The 17824-nt window shown below is 57.4% G+C and carries 15 protein-coding genes; 3 read left to right on the top strand and 12 right to left on the bottom strand.

Translation table 11 applies throughout. The features are described from left to right. The first annotated feature begins 260 nt into the window (after window positions 1–260). Window positions 261–1949: a methyl-accepting chemotaxis protein gene (locus NST04_RS29490; RefSeq protein WP_341187423.1), complete on the top strand. Its 1689-nt coding sequence runs from the start codon at window positions 261–263 to the stop codon at window positions 1947–1949. Between the two features lie 103 nt (window positions 1950–2052). Here the strand turns inward: NST04_RS29490 and NST04_RS29485 are convergent, their stop codons facing one another. Further along, window positions 2053–2379 carry a YnfA family protein gene (locus NST04_RS29485; protein WP_341187422.1) on the bottom strand — a complete coding sequence of 109 codons (327 nt, stop codon included), beginning with the start codon at window positions 2377–2379 and terminating at the stop codon, window positions 2053–2055. Window positions 2380–2381: 2 nt separating this feature from the next. Continuing rightward, window positions 2382–4013: a cobyric acid synthase gene (locus tag NST04_RS29480; RefSeq protein WP_445667964.1), complete on the bottom strand. Its 1632-nt coding sequence runs from the start codon at window positions 4011–4013 to the stop codon at window positions 2382–2384. Here NST04_RS29480 and NST04_RS29475 point away from each other — a divergent pair. Next, window positions 3991–4269 (top strand): hypothetical protein, encoded by a 279-nt coding sequence (locus NST04_RS29475; protein WP_341187421.1) that lies wholly within the window; start codon window positions 3991–3993, stop codon window positions 4267–4269. The two genes, NST04_RS29480 and NST04_RS29475, sit on opposite strands and share 23 nt — an antisense overlap. 713 nt (window positions 4270–4982) lie before the next feature. Here NST04_RS29475 and cobS read toward each other — a convergent pair. The 10 genes from cobS to cobD form a co-directional block, all read right to left on the bottom strand. Further along, window positions 4983–5795, bottom strand: coding sequence for an adenosylcobinamide-GDP ribazoletransferase (cobS, locus tag NST04_RS29470; protein ID WP_341187420.1), 813 nt, complete (start codon window positions 5793–5795; stop codon window positions 4983–4985). Continuing rightward, window positions 5792–6349, bottom strand: a complete 558-nt coding sequence (cobU, locus tag NST04_RS29465; protein ID WP_341187419.1) for a bifunctional adenosylcobinamide kinase/adenosylcobinamide-phosphate guanylyltransferase — start codon at window positions 6347–6349, stop codon at window positions 5792–5794. The genes cobS and cobU overlap by 4 nt, the downstream gene beginning before the upstream one ends. Next, a complete protein-coding gene (gene cobT / locus NST04_RS29460; RefSeq protein WP_341187418.1) occupies window positions 6346–7407 on the bottom strand; it encodes a nicotinate-nucleotide--dimethylbenzimidazole phosphoribosyltransferase in 1062 nt (353 codons plus the stop codon). Before cobT ends, cobU begins: the two co-directional genes overlap by 4 nt. Before the next feature lie 819 nt (window positions 7408–8226). Then, window positions 8227–9450: a pyridoxal phosphate-dependent aminotransferase gene (locus NST04_RS29455; protein WP_341188082.1), complete on the bottom strand. Its 1224-nt coding sequence runs from the start codon at window positions 9448–9450 to the stop codon at window positions 8227–8229. A 5-nt stretch (window positions 9451–9455) separates the two neighbouring features. Continuing rightward, window positions 9456–10544 carry a D-alanine--D-alanine ligase gene (locus tag NST04_RS29450; RefSeq protein WP_341187417.1) on the bottom strand — a complete coding sequence of 363 codons (1089 nt, stop codon included), beginning with the start codon at window positions 10542–10544 and terminating at the stop codon, window positions 9456–9458. Between the two features lie 9 nt (window positions 10545–10553). After that, window positions 10554–12014: an aminotransferase-like domain-containing protein gene (locus NST04_RS29445; protein ID WP_341187416.1), complete on the bottom strand. Its 1461-nt coding sequence runs from the start codon at window positions 12012–12014 to the stop codon at window positions 10554–10556. 604 nt (window positions 12015–12618) lie between these two features. Continuing rightward, complete coding sequence (locus NST04_RS29440; RefSeq protein ID WP_341187415.1) at window positions 12619–13248, bottom strand: histidine phosphatase family protein; 630 nt, start codon at window positions 13246–13248, stop codon at window positions 12619–12621. A 114-nt stretch (window positions 13249–13362) separates the two neighbouring features. After that, on the bottom strand, window positions 13363–14328 hold the full coding sequence (gene cbiB, locus NST04_RS29435; RefSeq protein ID WP_341187414.1) for an adenosylcobinamide-phosphate synthase CbiB: 966 nt from the start codon (window positions 14326–14328) through the stop codon (window positions 13363–13365). A gap of 40 nt (window positions 14329–14368) precedes the next feature. Then, window positions 14369–15352 (bottom strand): adenosylcobinamide amidohydrolase, encoded by a 984-nt coding sequence (locus NST04_RS29430; protein WP_341187413.1) that lies wholly within the window; start codon window positions 15350–15352, stop codon window positions 14369–14371. Between the two features lie 54 nt (window positions 15353–15406). Next, window positions 15407–16498, bottom strand: a complete 1092-nt coding sequence (cobD, locus tag NST04_RS29425; protein ID WP_341187412.1) for a threonine-phosphate decarboxylase CobD — start codon at window positions 16496–16498, stop codon at window positions 15407–15409. 269 nt (window positions 16499–16767) lie between these two features. Between cobD and NST04_RS29420 the strand changes: the two genes are divergently transcribed. Beyond that, window positions 16768–17772 carry a lipoate--protein ligase gene (locus NST04_RS29420; protein WP_341187411.1) on the top strand — a complete coding sequence of 335 codons (1005 nt, stop codon included), beginning with the start codon at window positions 16768–16770 and terminating at the stop codon, window positions 17770–17772. Window positions 17773–17824 lie beyond the last annotated feature (52 nt).

Here is a 17824-nt window from a genome sequence, read left to right as displayed (position 1 = left end):
TACGAACCGCGGATCACAGTGGTTAAGAAACAAAACATAATTACTCTATCACATACAAAGCTAACATGCTATGAAATTTTAAATTTTCAGAAAAGCAGCAATTCCTTGCTTCTTTTTGCCGAAATAGTGATAGAGTCGTTAAATATTCAGGATTTTCTGAAAATAATGCAGCATATAGCAATTTTTCACTATTCAACCGGAGGTTAATTCTATAGAATATGGAGATTAAGATGCATTTCACGTAAAAAGGAGCGAATGCCATGTTTGGCTTCAAAAAATCAATTAGCCGCAAGTTTACGCTGTTGCTGTTCGTCGTTCTGCTACTCACTTCTCTTACGTTGAGTATCAGCTTCTACCTTATATCTATCGGGACCATTAACAGCTATGTCATTCCGCAGATCGACAAGTCTCTGAGTGCCGCCGCCCAGGATGCCTATAAGAACCTGAATGCAACCAGTGCGCAGCAGACCCTGAACAAAAATGAGCAGGCCAGGACCAATGTCGAATTCTACCTGGAGGATAAGCGTAAAAAGCTGGATGTGGATACTATCTTCCTCATCAATCTGAAGGATGGCCAGGCCACTGTCCTGACCGCAGATCATGGTGCCAAGCTCAAACCGGATGAAGTAATAGAAGTATCTCCTGCCATGGAGCAAGCCTCCAAAGGAAAAAATGGACTTAGTGAGATGTATAGTGATAGCCATGGTATACATAAAAGTGCCTATGTCGGCGTTCCCGGAACGACCATGATTGTAGCTGCAAGCGCAGATATGGACTTCGTCAAAGACAAGATGAGCAGCATCCTGTGGACAAGCGCAGGAATTACCCTGCTGGCACTGCTGGTAGGGGTCACTGCCGCAGGCTTCATGAGCCGCAGAATTACCCGCCCGATCACTAAGCTTGCTGCCTACAGCAACAAGCTGGCAAGCGGCGACTTCACCGAAGCGCTGACCCTGGGGGGTACGGATGAAGTCGGACAGCTCTCCGAGAGCTTCCGCATCATGAGTGAACGTCTGAAGGAGATGATCGGACATGTGCTGGATACCTCCGGGACCGTAGTGGCTGATTCCAATGATCTGAAGACGCGTGTCCAGATCCTTAATGAGATGGCTGAACATTCAGCGGCCTCTGTGGAGGAGATCGGCAAGGGCAGCACCATGATTGCCAGCAGCGCGATGGATAATTCCCGCGCGATGGATGAGATCAATATGGGCATCCAGCATATTGCCTCCGCCGCCGGTGAGGTCACCGAGCAGATCAGCGAGGCTTCCACCGAAGCCCAGAGCGGCAACGATATTGCCCAGAGTGCAGTGGAGCAGATGCGCCAGGTAGAGCAGGCCTCCGTACAATCGCTGGAGCAGTTCCGCCTGATGAACGAACGCTCGCTGATGATTGGTGAGGTCGTGCAAGGGATTACCGAGATTACCAAGCAGATTCAGATGCTGTCGCTGAATGCTTCCATTGAAGCCGCACGTGCCGGGGAACATGGCCGCGGATTCGCTGTCGTTGCCGGGGAAGTGCGCAAGCTCTCCGAGCAGTCCAAGGAATCCAATGAACAGATCCGCGAATTCCTGCTGAGTCTGCAGCAGGATATGAACCAGTCCGTATCCGAAATGAACCATGTCAACGCTGAGGTGGCTTCCGGGATGAATAAGGTGACCGAAGCCGGCAATGCCTTCAACCACCTGCTGATCCTCATTCAGAGCATCAATCACAGCATCCAGTCCGTCTCTGCCGCCACTCAGCAGATCTCGGCAGGCACCGAGGAAGTCAGTGCCTCTGTAGAAGAAACGGCGCAGATTACCGCCAAATCGCAGCAGAACGCAGACACACTTGCCGACAACTCGGCCCGCCAGCATGAGGAGCTGGAGGGCCACGCCCAGACTGTGGAGCATCTGTACCAGCAGGCCGTGAAGCTGCAGAAGGCTGCTCAGCAGTTTAAGATTTGAGGGTGCTGGAAGCTAATCAGTTAAACTAACTAATAGAAAAAGCAGTTCCCGAGGCGACGCCGCCTTTGCAACTGCTTTTTTTATGAAAAGTGACGGTTGTTGCTCAGTGCCTTGGCGCCCATAAAATGACAGATACCCCGATGACGCAGATGCCGGCTCCGATCCAATCGTAGAGATCCGGTGTCTTGCGGTCCACCAGCCAGCCCCACAGGACAGCCAGCACGACGAATACTCCGCCATAAGCGGCGTATACCCGGCCAAACGAAGGGAACTTCTGCAGGGTCGGGATTATACCATAGGCGATTAGGATAACCGAGCCTGCCAACCCATACCATAACGGGCGCGATTCCCGCAGCCAGAGCCAGACGAGATACCCGCCGCCGATCTCAGCGAGACCAGCTACGACAAATAGCAGCACGGCAAGCAGCATCGCTATTCTCCCCCTCCCGGCAGACCCATAATTGCATATACGGCAGCCATATTCAAATGGGACTCTACGGCATCTGCCAGCCGGTCGAATTCCTGCTCACGGAGTGCAGCAGCCGAGAAAGTAGCGGTCAGTGGTGCCAATCCCTTGGAAATGCGCAGTCCGTTCAGCCAGCTCCGGCGCAGAGCATCATTATGGAACAGCCCATGCAGATAACTGCCCCAAACTCTGCCGTCCCGTGTCCCCCAGCCCTCTTGCACTGCCTGCCCTTCCGGTCCGCCCAGTGTAAACAGACTAAGAACCGAAGACGGATCGTGGTTCGTGGTTGTTCCCATATGTATCTCATAACCGGCAACAGGCAATGCTTCCGGTGTTACGCCCGTGGCTGCGTCGCCTAAGCAGAGAGGGTGATCCGCAGCCAGCCTGCCGCTCACCCGCACCGTAGTCTTGTGCTGGAGAAAAGCTGTGGAGAGCGGCAGATAGCCCAGCCCCTCGCTCTCCCCCGGCTCCGCACTCTCTACGGCATGGGGATCAAGCAGCTTCAAGCCCAGCATCTGATACCCGCCGCAGATTCCGGCAAGCTGCCGTGTTCCCCGCTCCAGCGCACGCTCGATTGCAGCCGGGAACCCCTGCTCGCGCAGATATTGCAGGTCAGCAGCGGTGTTCTTGGTGCCCGGCAGGATAATGACATCCGGTGTTCCAAGCTCATCTGCCGACTGCACATAACGTACGGCAGCATCCGGCTCCTCCTCCAGCGGATCGAAGTCGGTGAAGTTGGAGATCCGCGGATAGCGGATGACCGCGATATCTAGCTCCTTCGCGGACTCCTCCCGCTGGCGGCCTGACGTTCCTTCCAGTACTACGGAATCCTCCGCCTCAATCCGCAGCTGCGGCAGGAACGGCAGCACCCCGAGTACCGGGATGCCTGTGCGCTCCTCCAGCCAGTCCAGTCCGGGCTGCAGCAGGGAGACATCCCCGCGGAATTTATTGATGATGAAGCCCTTAACCCGGGCGCGTTCATGCGGCTCCAGCAGCTCCAGTGTACCGACAATGAAGGCGAAGACCCCGCCCCGGTCAATGTCGGCGACCAGCAGCACAGGCGAATCCGCCCATCCGGCCAGATTCATATTGACGATATCCCGGCTCTTGAGATTGATCTCTGCCGGACTGCCCGCGCCTTCCATCAGCACGATATCATAGGCCTCCCGCAGCCGTCCGAGCGCATCCATTACAGTGTCCTTAGCTTCGGGAAGGAACTTCTCGCGGTATTCCCTCGCGCTGAGCGCGGCATGCGGCACCCCGTGCACGACAATCTGCGCACTCATCTCACCGGAAGGCTTCAGCAGAATCGGATTCATATCGCTGGTAGCCGTAATGCCAAAGGCTTCCGCCTGCATCCCCTGGGCACGGCCGATTTCCTTGCCGTCCGCTGTGACATAGGAATTCAGCGCCATATTCTGCGACTTGAACGGTGCGGTCCGGTAGCCGTCCCGGGTCATAATCCGCCCGATGGCGGCGGTGACCAGGCTCTTGCCGACATCGGAGGCCGTCCCCTGGATCATCAGCACAGCGCCGGACCGCCGTTGACCGGCTTCCGCTGCCCGGGCTGCACCTGTGTGTGCGGCTGTATCTTCCATGTTCATCTTCCTCGCTTTCTTGCTGCTGCCGGCGCTTGGCGGCGGCAGCTGTTGGTTGCCGAGTGGTGCGGTGTATGGTGTAGGGCTCGCGCAGCTGGACGGCGCGGTCGGTTCTTGCGCCGGGCAAAACGGTGCACATGGGCTGGACGGCGCGGTCAGTTCTTGCGCCGGACGAAGCGGTGCACCTGGGCTGGACGGCGCAACGAGGACCACTGGTACAGCACCTGCTATCGTGTTCGGTTTTCCGCATACATAGGGCCCCTTACCTTCGCGCCAGCACATTGTGTTCGGATTTCCGCATACATTTAGGCCCCGTACACCTCTACCTACACATTGTATGTTGTTTTCAACATACATTCGAGTCACAAACACCCATACCTGCAAATTGTATGTTGTTTTCAGCATACATTCGAGCCACAAACACCCCTACCTGCAAATTGTATGTTGTTTTTCGCATACATTCGAGCCACACACACCCCTACCTGCAGATTGTATGTTGTTTTTCGCATACATTTGTCCCAGTGACTTCACTTCTAGTCCTTCAAGCTTCATCATGCCTACCCGCTAGTGTAAATCAGATTATGCATTAGTAATCATCTGACCTATACTTGTGAGCACCGCTTTAACTTATCGCTGGCCGAGAGTTCACCGTGCCCCGGTTAGGGTGCAGGGGGGCTTAATTGCAGTTTGTACAACTAAATCGCCTGGTCTGCCGCCGAATCTCCGTTTAGCTGTATTTCGTGCAATTAAATCTCTACTATATCTGGATTTTCGCCCATTCAGACATATTTAGTTGTACAGACTACAGTTACAAGAAGAAAGCATGCCGTTTCAATGTTTTTAGTTGCACAGAATACATGTATCACTGATTGTTCGCTACGGGCGCGGCGCGAAGCGGCGCATAAATACTGTGTAGGTACGGCGCACAATTCAGACGGACGCGGATGCGGGCAGTTGCCGCGCGGCCCGCTAAGGCAGGTTGTGCTGAGCCAGTACCAGCACAAGCAGGACCACCGTCTCCAGCAGCTCGCCCAGCGCGCCGTAGACGTCGCCGGTGAGCCCGCCGAGCCGGCTGTTGATCCGCCGCGCCGCGAGCCTGCCGCAGGCCGCCGCAGCCAGCGGAGCCAGGATGGCCGCAGCCGCCAGCAGCGGCCAGGCCCCGCTGCCCGCGCCCAGCGCCAGAGGCGCGGCGGCAGCGGCCAGCGTCAGCAGTGCGGCGCTAAGACCCGCGCGCCGCTCCTGCCGGGTAGGCAGCCCGCCGAAGGTGGCGGCCAGCCCTTCATTGCCGCGGGCCAGGGGATAGCGGGCCATCGCCCGCACCATGTACCAGCGGCCCCAGACCGGCGGCAGCAGGAGCAGCGGCAGCAGGCTGAAGCTGCCGCCTTCGAGCCATGCCGCCAGCAGCGAGGCCTTTAGCAGCAGGAGCAGCACGCAGGCCAGCACGCCCATAGCGCCAACACGGCTGTCCTTCATGATCTCCAGCATCCGCTCCCTGGAGCGATAGCTGAGCAGCGCATCGGCGCTGTCCATCCAGCCGTCCAGGTGAAGACCGCCCGTCAGCCCTACCCACAGGATGAGGGTGACGACAGCGGCAGGCCAGGCGGGCAGCAGCCAGCCTGCTGCGGCGGCGCAGAGTGCGGTGCTAAGGCCGATGGCTGCCCCGACGAGCGGATAATAGGCCACGCTCGCGCGCAGCAGCTCCGGCGAGAAGTCTCCCTTGGTGCGGACCGGAAACCGCGTCAGGAACTGAAACGCAGCCGCGGCATTTCCCCGCGCACTCACAGGAGATACTCCCGGCTTCTCAGCTCAATCGGGATTCCGGCAGTCACGAGAAAGACCTGCCCGCACCGGGAAGCCAGCCTGGCGTTCATTCTTCCGGCCAGATCACGGTACAGCCGCCCCAGCGCATATTCCGGCACAATGCCGTCGCCCACTTCATTCGTAACCAGAATCAGCGTGCCCTCGAAGCCCGAGACGGTTTGCTCCAGTTCCGCAATTGCAGCCTCTACCAATTCCTTCCTGCCGCTCTTCTCCTCCACAGCCAGCAGCTGATTCGACAGCCAGAGCGTCAGGCAGTCCACCAGCACAGTCTGGCCGCTGCCGGAGAGCTGCTCCAGCAGCGCTGCGAGCTTAAGCGGCTCCTCCAACGTCTCCCACTGGAAGCCGTCCGCCTGCCGCTGTTGCCGGTGCAATGCAATCCGCGCCTCCATCTCCGCATCAAAAGCCTGTCCGGTTGCCACATAGACCGCCCGCTGCGAGTCAGCCAGCTTGCGAGTCAGACGCTCGGCGAAGCCGCTTTTACCGCTGCGTGCCCCGCCCGTGACCAGAATGCTCATACGCTCTCCGAGCCGGAGACGCCCGCACTCTCGAAGGTCGCCATCTCACGCATAATCCGGCAGACCGCTTCGATGAAATGAAGACATAGCGCCCCCCCGGTGCCTTCGCCCAGCCGCAGGCCCATATCAATCAGCGCTTCCAGACCGAGGCGGTCCAGCATCAGCTTATGCCCCTGCTCACCAGAGACATGGGAAGCGATCATATAAGCTGTAGATTCCGGCGCCAGTGCCCGGGCAATCAGGGCTGCCGCCCCCGAGATGAAGCCGTCCAGAATGACCGGAATCCGCAGGGCTGCCGCTCCGAGAATCAGCCCGGCCAGCCCGGCAATCTCAAGCCCCCCGACCTTGGCGAGCACATCAACCGGATCAGCGGGGTCGGGGTTATTTACCTGGAGGGCACGTTCAATTACCGAGATTTTGTGCTGGAGCCGCTCATCGTTAATGCCTGTCCCGCGTCCTGCCGCCGTCTCTGCCGGAATACCTTCAAGTGCACACAAGACCGCCGCACTGGCTGTCGTATTCCCGATGCCCATCTCCCCGGTAATAAAAATCTCCGTGCCGTTCTTCACCGCCTCCTGCGCCACATGAACTCCGGCCAGAATCGCGCGCAGCGCATCCTCCCGGCTCATCGCCGGACCTGCTGCCATATTGTCTGTGCCCCGGCGGACCTTGCGGTTAATCAGCTGCGGGTGGTCGATGTCGCCGTTGATCCCGATATCCACGAATTGTACCTCAGCACCGCCTTGACGGGCCAAAACATTCACAGCTGCCCCGCCACTTAGGAAGTTATAGGCCATCTGCATGGTCACCTCCTGCGGAAAAGCACTGACCCCTTCACAGCAGACCCCATGGTCTGCGGCCATAACCACTACCGTTCGTTTGCTGTAGCAGGGCTGCTCTACTTTGGAGATTCCGGCCAGCCGTACAGCCAGCGCCTCCAGCCGCCCGAGGCTTCCGGGCGGCTTGGTCAGACTGTTCAGGCGGAGCACCGCGCGGAGTGTAGCTTTTTCGTCAGGCGGAGCAATCCGTCCGGTTACGTCTTGAATGGCTGAGATCATTAATAATGCCTCCTATTAGTTAGTGCGAAAGCGGACTCCCGTTGCAAGAATACATCTGTGTCTGCTGATCAGATCACGTTGAAATTGTTTAACATTCATTGAAGCTTAAATTTGCAAGTATTGCAGGCGATGCCGCTCATTAGCAAAAGAAGAGTCTAAGTCTGCCTGTATTAGAAGGATAAATTTAGTCAAATACTGCTGTAGAGTTGGTGCATTGTATAAACATACTGTGTAAAAGTTGCAAGGTGCGGGGGTGGCGGAATGGTGCAAGGTGTGGTAGGTCAAGTTAGCTAAAATCAGGTGCACTAATGCCCCTCATTTAACCATCGAGCCTCATTTTACCGAAATCAAGTGCACTAATGCTCCTCATTCAACCGCTTACCCCCATTCCGCCAGAATCAAGTGCACTAATGCCCCTCATTCGACCGTCAAGCCTCGTTTCGCCGAAATCGGGTGCACTAATACCCCTCATTTAACCTCCTAGCCCCGTTTCGCCGAAATCAGGTGCACTTGTGCCTCACAGCACTGTAGAATCAAAGGATTTTCTCCCTCTCACCTCATTCACCCGCTTACTTCCACCACAACCAAAGGGATTTCTCACTCTTATTCCTCCCACCAGCCTACATCCTGCCACAATTACATAGTTTACAGCCAACAGCGTCTCTGCCAGCCGGCCTCCGTCCTTCAGTACCAGCTTTCCCCTACTGCAACCCAAAAGCCCCCTCCATATGAAGAAGGGGGCTTCCTGATCCGGCGACGGGCCGGAGTGCTGTTACAATCTCCCTATTTCTTCCTGTTAGGATTATAGGGGATATGAAATCAACTTACAATTAGATTTTTAACTCTCATGAAGCCTTCCAGCCGTTCCAGCGCTTCGGTCAGTTTCGCCGTAGAAGCGGCGTAGGAGCAGCGGATGTATCCTTCCCCTCCAGTTCCGAACACATGACCCGGCACCACGGCAACCCCTGCCTCCTGCAGCAGGCGCATGGCGAACTCTTCTGACCCGAGCCCGGTGCGGCTGATCGAAGCGAAAGCATAGAAGGCCCCCTGCGGCATATGGCAGGACAATCCGGCGGCCCGCAGGCCCTCCACGATCAGCGAGCGGCGTTCTTTGAAGCATGCTTTCATCCGCTCCATATCCGGGAGCGCACTGCGCAGCGCTTCGACCGCAGCAATCTGCCCCGGCAGCGGTGCGCACATGGCAGTGTATTGATGAATCTTCAGCATGGCCGAGAGCAGCTCGCGGTTCCCGCAGGCATAGCCTACCCGCCAGCCCGTCATGGCAAAAGCCTTCGAGAACCCGCTGATCACCACCGTCCGCTCCTGCATCCCGGGCAGGGAAGCGATGCTCACATGCTTGCTGTCGTAAGTCAGCTCGGCATAGATCTCATCGGAAATAACGATCAAGCCATGCTCCTTCACCACTTCAGCAACCGGCAGCCAGTCCTCGTAAGTCATAACCGCTCCCGTAGGATTGCTTGGAAAATTCACCATCAGCAGCTTGGAACGTGAAGTAATCGCTCGACGCAAGGCTGCTGCTGTAAGCTTGAAGCCTTCCTCCGCCGTTGTCTCCACCGGTGCCAGTGTCCCGCCGTTCAGATGGGCAATAGGCGCGTAGGCGACATAACCCGGAGAAGGAATCAGAATCTCATCCCCGGGAGCCATGAAAGCCCGCAGTGCCAGATCCAACGCTTCACTGCTCCCCACCGTAACCAGAATTTCATCCGCAGGATCATAACGCAATCCGAAGCCCGCCTCCAAATAGCCGGAAATTTCTTCCCGCAGCTCCGGCAGTCCGCTGTTAGAGGTGTACCCGGTCTCCCCGCGGTCGAGCGCACGGATGCAAGCAGCTCTTACCTGCTCGGGTGTTGCGAAGTCCGGCTCGCCTACTCCCAGCGAGATAATATCGTTGTTACCCGCAGCCAGATCAAAAAAGGCCCGGATTCCCGAAGGCGGAATCTCCTGTAAACGCGGATTGATGAGTTGGCTGTGAACAGGGCTGCTACTTCTATTTTCAGGCAAGTCAACCTTATTCCTTCTCATAGTGCTCATAGCTTGACACCTCCAGATTCTACAGGCTGGGCTTGAGACGCTTGGGGGACATGATTGGTATTATGGGTATGATTGGAATAAGCGGCTTCCTGCGTTACCTTGACTTGCCACTTCGGCTCCATTCCTGACTCCACAGCCGTCCGCGCTCCCTCGTCAAATGTGCCTTGCAGCCCCCCGCGCTCACGCAGCGATCCGGTAATGATCTCTTCCAGCAGGCTGCTGAAGTCCATCCCGGCTGCCGCTGCACTCTGGGGTAACAGGCTGGTTGCCGTCATTCCTGGCAATGTATTCACCTCCAGCACATAAGGAATACCATCCTTCAGCAGCATATCCACCCGTGCATACACTGCGCATTTGAGCGACCGGTAGCAGGTTAACGCCGCCGTCCGCACCTGTTCCTGCAACGCATCCGGCAGCCGTATAATCCGCTCCTCTGCTCCGCCCTGCTCGTATTTGGCCTCATAATCGAACCAGTCTGCACCCAGCGATTGAATCCCGATGACCGGCAGCATCTCTCCCCCCAGGATGGAGCAGGTAATCTCCTGTCCCTGGATGTAGTGTTCAATCAGCACCGCGCCTCCATCCGCACTGGCAAAAGCTTTGTCAACCGCCACCCGCAGCTCCTGCGGATGATTCACCTTAGTCATGCCGATGCTGGACCCGCCGGAATTCGGCTTCACCATCACCGGATAGACGAGCCGTTCCACGGCTTCCGGGGCATAGTCATCCATGCTGTCCCAGCACAGCCAGTCGGGTGTGGGGAGGCTTTTGCTGCGGATGATCGTCTTGGCCAGCCCTTTATCCATACACAAGCTGCTTGCGAGCACCCCGCTCCCGGAATACGGAATTCCGAGCGTCTCCAGTGCTCCCTGCACCGTCCCATCTTCCCCATAGGCCCCATGCAGAGCGAGCAGAGCGAAGTCCAGTCCGGCCGTCCCTTCCAGCAGCTCTTTACGCGAGGTAATGTGTACCGGGATTCCTGTGTATTTTGCCGGATCAAGCGCCTTAAGCATCTCCCTGCCGGTCTTCAGCGACACCTCATATTCGGACGATATTCCGCCCATAATCACACCTACTCTTAGCATATCCGCACCTCATTCTCCCATGATTTGCCGTGCTGTCTTCCCGATGATTGCAATACCCCTCACGATATCCTCATCCGCTACCCTGGAGAAGCCCAGCCGCAGCGTGTTCTGCCCTGCACCGTCTGTGAAAAAGATGTCTCCCGCCGTAAAAATAACTCCCCGCGCGTGACAAGCCGCCAGCAATTCCCTTGTGTTGAAGCCCTCCGCGAACGTTACGAACAGATGCAGCCCCCCATCACCCGACAAGGAGGCATAGGGTATATGCTCCTTACAGCAGGCCAGGGTTAGCTCGTATTTGCGTTTATACTCCAGCCGGGCTTTTTTGAGATATTTCTCCAGGTTGCCGCCCAGCAGATATTGATACAGAATGGACTGGTCGAGCGTCGAGGTATGAATGGTCCGCGCCCGCTTCACACTCTCCAGATAATAGATCAGCTCCTGATCCGCCAGCACCCAGCCCACCCTCAGCCCGGGGAACAGGACTTTGGAAAAGCTGCCGAGATACACCACGCCGTTCCCGCCGCCCGCCGCCGCAATTAACGGAGCCACATGGGCGCCGGAATAGCGCAGCTCCTCATTGAACCCGTCCTCAATCACCGGCACGTTGTAGTCCTGCATCAGCTTCATTAGCCCTTGTCTTTTCTCGGGGGACATGACGATGCCGGTGGGATTATGGTAGGAGGGAACCAGATAAGCACAGTCATACGGCCGCGCCTCCAGCGCCTGCTTCAGCTCCCCGAGGTGGATGCCGTCCCGCTCCATCGTGACCCCGTGAATTCCGAAGCCGTGCAGCTTCAGATTCTTGATCGCCGTATGATGCGTCGGATTCTCGCAGACCACTGCGCCATGCCGCTTGCCGAGAGCCGACAGCACCAGGTCGAAGCCTTCCGTGAACCCGTTCGTAATCAGCATATCCTTGCCGCGCAGATCCACGCCTTTATGCTCCATATATTGCTTGAGATAGTCTATTAACGGCTTATAGCCTTTGGCATATCCATAATTCAGCAGAACGTTGCCCTCTACGGACATACGCTCCAGGAACGCTCTGCGGACATGATCCAGCTCGAAGAGACGCTCATCCGGGGCGATGCTGGTAAAAGAAATCGTGCCCTTCTCCGCGCGTATCCCCCGCTTCATAATGTCCAGCTCCTCTGCAAGCAGCGCCTGCCCGCTAAGCCGTTCCTTCCAGTCCAACGTCCATGGGGCGGCTTCCGCACCGTTCTGAGCTGCCGCGCCTTGTGCGACGTAGCTGCCCTGGCCTTGTACGGTGTAGGCGAAGCCGTCATCCTCCAGCCCTTCATAAGCCGAGATCACCGAGTTCCGGCTGACCTTCAGCAAGGTGCTCAGCTCACGTGTGGAGGGCAGCTTCTGCCCGCCCTGGAGCGCGCTTTTGATGATGAGATGCTTCATGTAATCCTTCACCTGGATCGATACCGGACGCCCGGCAATGAGCTTGAAATCCTTAAACATCCTGCGATCGCCTCCATAGCTATCATGGCACAGACTTTGCCGTAAAAAAAGAACCACCGCCCCGGGATTTTCTGCCGGACGTGGTTCTGTGGGGGATGAGGGGCTGGAATGTGGAGCTAATATTGCTTATACATGCGTCTTCTCAGCATGCCGGTAATGGGGAATACCTGATGCGGGCGGATACGGACGGATACGGGCGGGTTGTGATTATCGGGTAGTCTCGGGTATTGCCCGGGCACTAATTGAGCGCTCCCTGAGGGTTCTATTGTATTTTGTACAATCAGATAAGCGTATATTGGCCCTTTTTCGTATTCTGCTGCATTATGTGCATTAGAAATTTGGATTTTGGCTGTTATCGGGCTAATTGCTGAAATTCTGTTGCAGGAAATACAGCAGAATGAGTTTTGGATACGTTTTTAGATCATTCTGATGTACAAAGTGCAATCACGCGTCAGCGATTGGGTGTAACCATCAGCATTTGCGTTAGAGATAGCGTTAACATGTTCATTAGCGTATTTGTTAGTGTCAGGGTAATCAGCAACATTAGCATTAGTGTGTTCATTAGCGGATCATCACCCGTTAGCAGTTGCGCCATCAGTCACCGTTAGTTCCCCTCTGCCATGTGCCAGCATCCTCCATCCCTCCGCAGTCGCAGGACCGTAACCTCACCTGGAGCGGGTGCTGCTGCGGTATAAAACGTCACACCTTCGATGATCTGCGCCAGCAGCTGCCGGATAACGCCGCCATGCGTTACCAGTAATATACGGGGTACTACAGGAGCCTCTGCTTCCTGCTGAAGCTGTGTCCAGAAATGCTCAACCCGGGCGGCGAATTGCGCCCACGCCTCCCCTTGCGGAGGCGTTGCGGACCCAGGGTTGTCAATCCAGCTCCGGTACAGCGGATTATCCTTAAGTTGGTCATACGTGTACCCCTCCCATGCCCCGAAGTCCATCTCCCGTAGCCGGGAATCATAGACTGCCTGCGGCATCAGTCGCGGAACCAAGGCCGCCAGAGTCTCCCGGCATCTGCGCAGATCACTGCAATAGACATGGCTGAACTCCCCGCCAAGCGGCGGCTGTGTCCCCAGCTTCTCAAGCCGTTCTGCCTCCCCCGGCACAAGCGGCAAATCAGTGCTGCCCAGATAACGGTGTTCCTTATTCCACTGGGTATAGCCATGTCGGACTAAAACCAGCTCCAGTTCCGGCTGCGCAGATTGGATGAGTGATGATGGCATGTCTTGCAACTTTGGAGCTGCCTGATCTCCCCAGGTTTCCTGGATGTTCTTAGCTTCCTGAGTTTTTCGAGCTTCCTGAGTTTTTCGAGCTTTCTGAGCTTTCCCCATTCGGCTTTAGCCCCCAATCCCGTGCCATAGCAGGGCAACGGCTGCACAGATGCAGACAAATATTGCGGATGACCACATCATCATCCGCGAGGTCACAATAATATCCTCCGGCTCCATCGTCCGCAGCGGATCACCCATGTAAGCGCGGAAGGAGGTGACGCCATGGTATACATTCTCCCCGCCGAGCCGGATGCCGAGGGCTCCGGCCACTGCCGATTCCGGATAGCCGCTGTTCGGGCTGGGATGAAGACGGGCATCCCGGCGAACCGTGTGCCAGCATCTGCGCCAGTCCAGCCGCAGAAGCGCCGCACATAAGGTCAAGAGCAGCGCGGTCATCCGCGCCGGTATGTAGTTGGCGACATCGTCCAGGCGGGCCGATGCCCAGCCGAGATCGCGGTATTTATCATTCTTGTAGCCGACCATGGAATCCAGCGTGTTCACTGCACGATAAGCCATAGCCAGCGGTGCGCCGCCCAGCAGGGCGAAGAACAGCGGCGAGATGATCGCATCGACGATATTCTCCGCGACCGTCTCTACCGTACCGCGCACAATTTCCGGGCTATCCAAATGGCCTGTATCGCGGCCGACAATCATCCCGAGCGCCCGGCGGGCAGCGGGCAGATCCCCCGAGCGCAGCTCGGCGTAAACTGCCATGCCCGCATCCTTCAGCCCTTTGGAGGCAATGGTGGTGGAGATCAGCCACACTTCGGCTGCTCCGGCCAGCCAGGGCGATAGCCGGTAGAGCAGCATGACAACCAGCGCTGTCAGCGCCCATGCGCCGCCTGCTACCAGCAGAGGAAGAAGAATTCCCGCCCGCTTCAGAGCATTGGGCGTTGCAGCGAAGCGGCGAATCCCCCGCTCCAGGGCACTTATCGCCTTCCCCATATAAATAACGGGATGGGGAAGCTTGCGCGGGTCACCGGCTATCCGGTCCACAATATAAGCAGAGAGCAGGATGATAGCAAGCTTCACCTTGGATCACCCCGCCGCTCTGTATAACAGTCCGTGTTCGTCATTCCCGGCCGCCGCTCTGAGTGACACGGGGCAGATCAGATCGTGGTGCCTCTGACGCTTCCGCGTCAACGCCCTGCGCAGCCTGCGATTCTTCCGCGTGTACCCCGTGCACAGCTCGTAACGCTTCCGCGTCTATTTCTCGCACAGCGTGTGATGCTTCCGCATCTCCCCCGCCCGCAGCCTGCGACACTTCCGCGTCTACTCCTTGTGTAGCCTGCGATTCTTCCGCCTGCGCTCTGCTCACAGATTTCGCTGCTTCCACTGAGCGCAGGCTCTCCGTCACCGCGCTGTACACCAGTCTGCCGATGGCTCCGCCGAGGTCAGTCGCCGTCCCGGCATACACATGCTCCGCAGCATAGCGGCGGCTTCCGCTCACCGCAAGCACGATAGCATCCGTAGTGGTACCGGTCGCAATGAGGGCATTCTCGGAATCCTTGATTCCGAGGTCTGCCAATGCCGCAGCCTTTGCTTCGGTAGCCGTCATCACAGCGTTAACCATGGCTGACTGGGACAACCAGCCATCAATCCCAAGCATGATGTTGATCGTGCCTGGACGGTAGGCTGCCAGCACACTACGCTGCGATCCCGCCCGGGCCGCGTTGCCCGCAGCCGCTGTTACGCAGCAGAATATGCCCGCTGATCCGGTATCCTCCTCAGCAACGGCGGCGTGCTCCAGCGGAACTGCCGTCATCAGGCCCGCGCAGCCTTCCAGCGGGTAGCCCCACTCCTGAAGCTTGTTTTCCAGATCCTGCACCGGATTGCTGCATTCGTAGTCCCGGCTGACGTATTGGTTCACCGCACGCTTCAGACGCCCCGCGCCTCCGCCATATACCGCACTTGATATACTGTCCGCTTCAGCCGGAAATTCCAGCAGCAGATGGCCCTCCCGCCATTCAAGCGCCAGCCCCGGCCACACCTTGCTCTGGTACGTCTTCACTCCGTCTTCAAAATTAAAAGGCAAACTAACCTCGATCTCATCCACGTATCACCGACTCCTTTCTTTAGTGACTCTCAAAATCTCCTGATTGCGGATGTCTCACATCCCCGCTCGGATCAGCTCCCCCATCTGCCGCAGCAGACGGTCATTGTCTGCGCGGCCCTTGACCGCGACACGGATATGCCCGGCTTCAAGGCCGGGATACATCGCGCAGCTGCGGACGAGGATGCCGCCCGCGCCCAGCCGCTGCTGCATCTCCTGCGCGCTCCACGGAGCGGGCAGCCGCAGCAGCAGGAAGTTCGCTTCGCCCGGCGGCACGCCGCAGCCGAGCTCAAGCAAGCCCTCCCGCAGCCGCTGCCGCTCGGCTGCGATCAGCGCGCGCGTCTCCTGCCCGTAGCCGTCGCCGCAGCGCAGGCAAGCTTCACCGGCCAGCAGCGCCAGGCCGTTCACGCTCCAGGTCACCTGCTTGCCCGTCATGGCCGCGGCAAGCGCCGGATGCGCGGCAGTGAAGCCCAGCCGCAACCCCGGAATGGCAAAAAACTTCGTCATCGAGCGCACCAGCACCGTATGACGATAAGCCCCCAGCTCCGGCAGCAGAGATTGCCGGTCCGCCTCCGGGATGAAGTCGATGAACGCTTCATCCACCGCCAGCACCGTCCCGCAGGCCTCCGCCTGCTGCGCGAACTGCCGCAGCTCGTCCAGCGGATACTGGACGCCGTTCGGATTATTCGGCTGGCCGAGGAACAGCAGATCGACCTGCTCCAGCAGGCCGGAGATGCCGTCCACGTCAGCCCGGTAATCCGTCCGGCTGCTCCCCTGAACGGACAATACCTCCGCGCCGAACTGCTCGGCGAGCTGGCGGTACTCGGAGAAGCACGGCTCCACGATGCCCACCCGGTGCGGAGCCACCGCCAGCAGCAGCAGCGCCATCGACTCTGCCGCCCCGTTCGCCACGGTAATCCACTCCGTGCCGAGACCCAGCTCCTCCGCCAGCAGCGCCTTCAGCCTGCGGTGGCCCGGATCGGGGTACGCTGTGATAGCGGAGACCGCATCCCGCAGCAGCGCCAGCACACCGGGCGGCGGCCCCAGCGGGTTAATATTCGCGCTGAAATCCAAAAACCCGCCGCTGCTATCGCCGTATAATTCAGCTGCGGTCAGCAGATCACCGCCATGTCCATATTTTTCAAGCATATGTATATCCCCCATGTTTATATTTCGCCATCCTATATCCCCCGTGTCCATATCTCTCCATCATAATATCCTCCGTGTCCATGTTTCCACTTCACTATCCGTAGTTCTATCACCATTCTCCCAATTATTGGCCAATTGCCGGAAATCCGTCAATGCTATATCACCCATTTCCCTGCCTCTACCCGCCATTCCCGTTCCGTTTTGTAGAAATCTCTCTTTTAGTTTAGAATAAGTACAGCAGTTTACTATGGTTAACGGAGGAATCACGAATGCTTTTTATTGATAATACCGGCATCACAGACGCATCGATCAATCTGGCCATTGAGGAATTTGCGCTCAAAAACCTCCCGATGGACGAGAGCTACCTGCTCTTCTATATCAACAGCCCGTCGATCATTATCGGCAAGCATCAGAATACGATCGAGGAGATTAACCAGGAATATGTGAAGGAGCATAACATCCAGGTCGTGCGGCGTTTGTCCGGCGGCGGTGCGGTGTATCATGATCTCGGTAACCTCAACTTCAGCTTCATTACCAAGGATGACGGCCAGTCCTTCCATAACTTCCTGAAATTCACCCAGCCGGTCATCGACTATCTGCAGTCTATGGGCGTGAACGCGGAGCTGAGCGGACGCAATGATCTACAGGTCGGGGAGCAGAAAATCTCCGGCAACGCCCAGTTCTCCACACGCGGACGTATGTTCAGCCATGGCACCCTGATGTTCGATCTGAATCTGGATGATGTCCAGGCTTCCCTGAACGTGAATCCCGAGAAGTTCAAGTCGAAGAGCACCAAGTCCGTGCGCAGCCGGGTCGCCAATATCAAGGAGCTGCTGGGCAATCCTGACATGACGATTGAACAATTCCGCGAGGGGCTGTTGCGTTCGATCTTCGGTATGGAGGCCGCTGAGGTGCCGCAGTACAAGCTGACAATGGACGACTGGGTGCGGATCAATGAAATTTCCAAGGAGCATTACCAGAATTGGGACTGGAACTACGGTCTCTCGCCTAAGAGCAACGTGAAGCACACCCGCAAATTCCCGGCCGGGCTCGTGGATATCCGCATGGACATTGAAGATTCGGTCATCCGGGAGATCAAAATCTACGGCGACTTCTTCGGCGTCGGCGATGTAGCTGATGTGGAGAACGCGCTGCGCGGCAAGCGTTATGAGGAGGCAGAGGTCCGCCAGGCGCTGGCTGATCTCGATCTGAAGCATTACTTCGGCCGCATTGAACCGGAGGACTTCATCGGACTTGTGTTTCTTGAGGAATAGCAGCTGCATGTAAAAGAACCCCGCTAACCTGCCGCGTCCTGCGCAGAGCTAG

It is taken from the genome of Paenibacillus sp. FSL H7-0756 (assembly GCF_038006765.1).
Taxonomy (GTDB): domain Bacteria; phylum Bacillota; class Bacilli; order Paenibacillales; family Paenibacillaceae; genus Paenibacillus_AQ.
This window is presented reverse-complemented; position numbering and strand designations above follow the sequence as displayed.

Bases quoted from the DNA above. Each gene is read 5' to 3' on its own strand.
- NST04_RS29490 (WP_341187423.1), top strand. From the start codon at position 261: ATGTTTGGCTTCAAAAAATCAATTAGCCGCAAGTTTACGCTGTTGCTG.
- NST04_RS29485 (WP_341187422.1), bottom strand. From the start codon at position 2,379: ATGCTGCTTGCCGTGCTGCTATTTGTCGTAGCTGGTCTCGCTGAGATC.
- NST04_RS29480 (WP_445667964.1), bottom strand. From the start codon at position 4,013: ATGGAAGATACAGCCGCACACACAGGTGCAGCCCGGGCAGCGGAAGCC.
- cobU (WP_341187419.1), bottom strand. From the start codon at position 6,349: ATGAGCATTCTGGTCACGGGCGGGGCACGCAGCGGTAAAAGCGGCTTC.
- cobT (WP_341187418.1), bottom strand. From the start codon at position 7,407: ATGATCTCAGCCATTCAAGACGTAACCGGACGGATTGCTCCGCCTGAC.
- NST04_RS29455 (WP_341188082.1), bottom strand. From the start codon at position 9,450: ATGAGAAGGAATAAGGTTGACTTGCCTGAAAATAGAAGTAGCAGCCCT.
- NST04_RS29450 (WP_341187417.1), bottom strand. From the start codon at position 10,544: ATGCTAAGAGTAGGTGTGATTATGGGCGGAATATCGTCCGAATATGAG.
- NST04_RS29445 (WP_341187416.1), bottom strand. From the start codon at position 12,014: ATGTTTAAGGATTTCAAGCTCATTGCCGGGCGTCCGGTATCGATCCAG.
- NST04_RS29440 (WP_341187415.1), bottom strand. From the start codon at position 13,248: ATGCCATCATCACTCATCCAATCTGCGCAGCCGGAACTGGAGCTGGTT.
- cobD (WP_341187412.1), bottom strand. From the start codon at position 16,498: ATGCTTGAAAAATATGGACATGGCGGTGATCTGCTGACCGCAGCTGAA.
- NST04_RS29420 (WP_341187411.1), top strand. From the start codon at position 16,768: ATGCTTTTTATTGATAATACCGGCATCACAGACGCATCGATCAATCTG.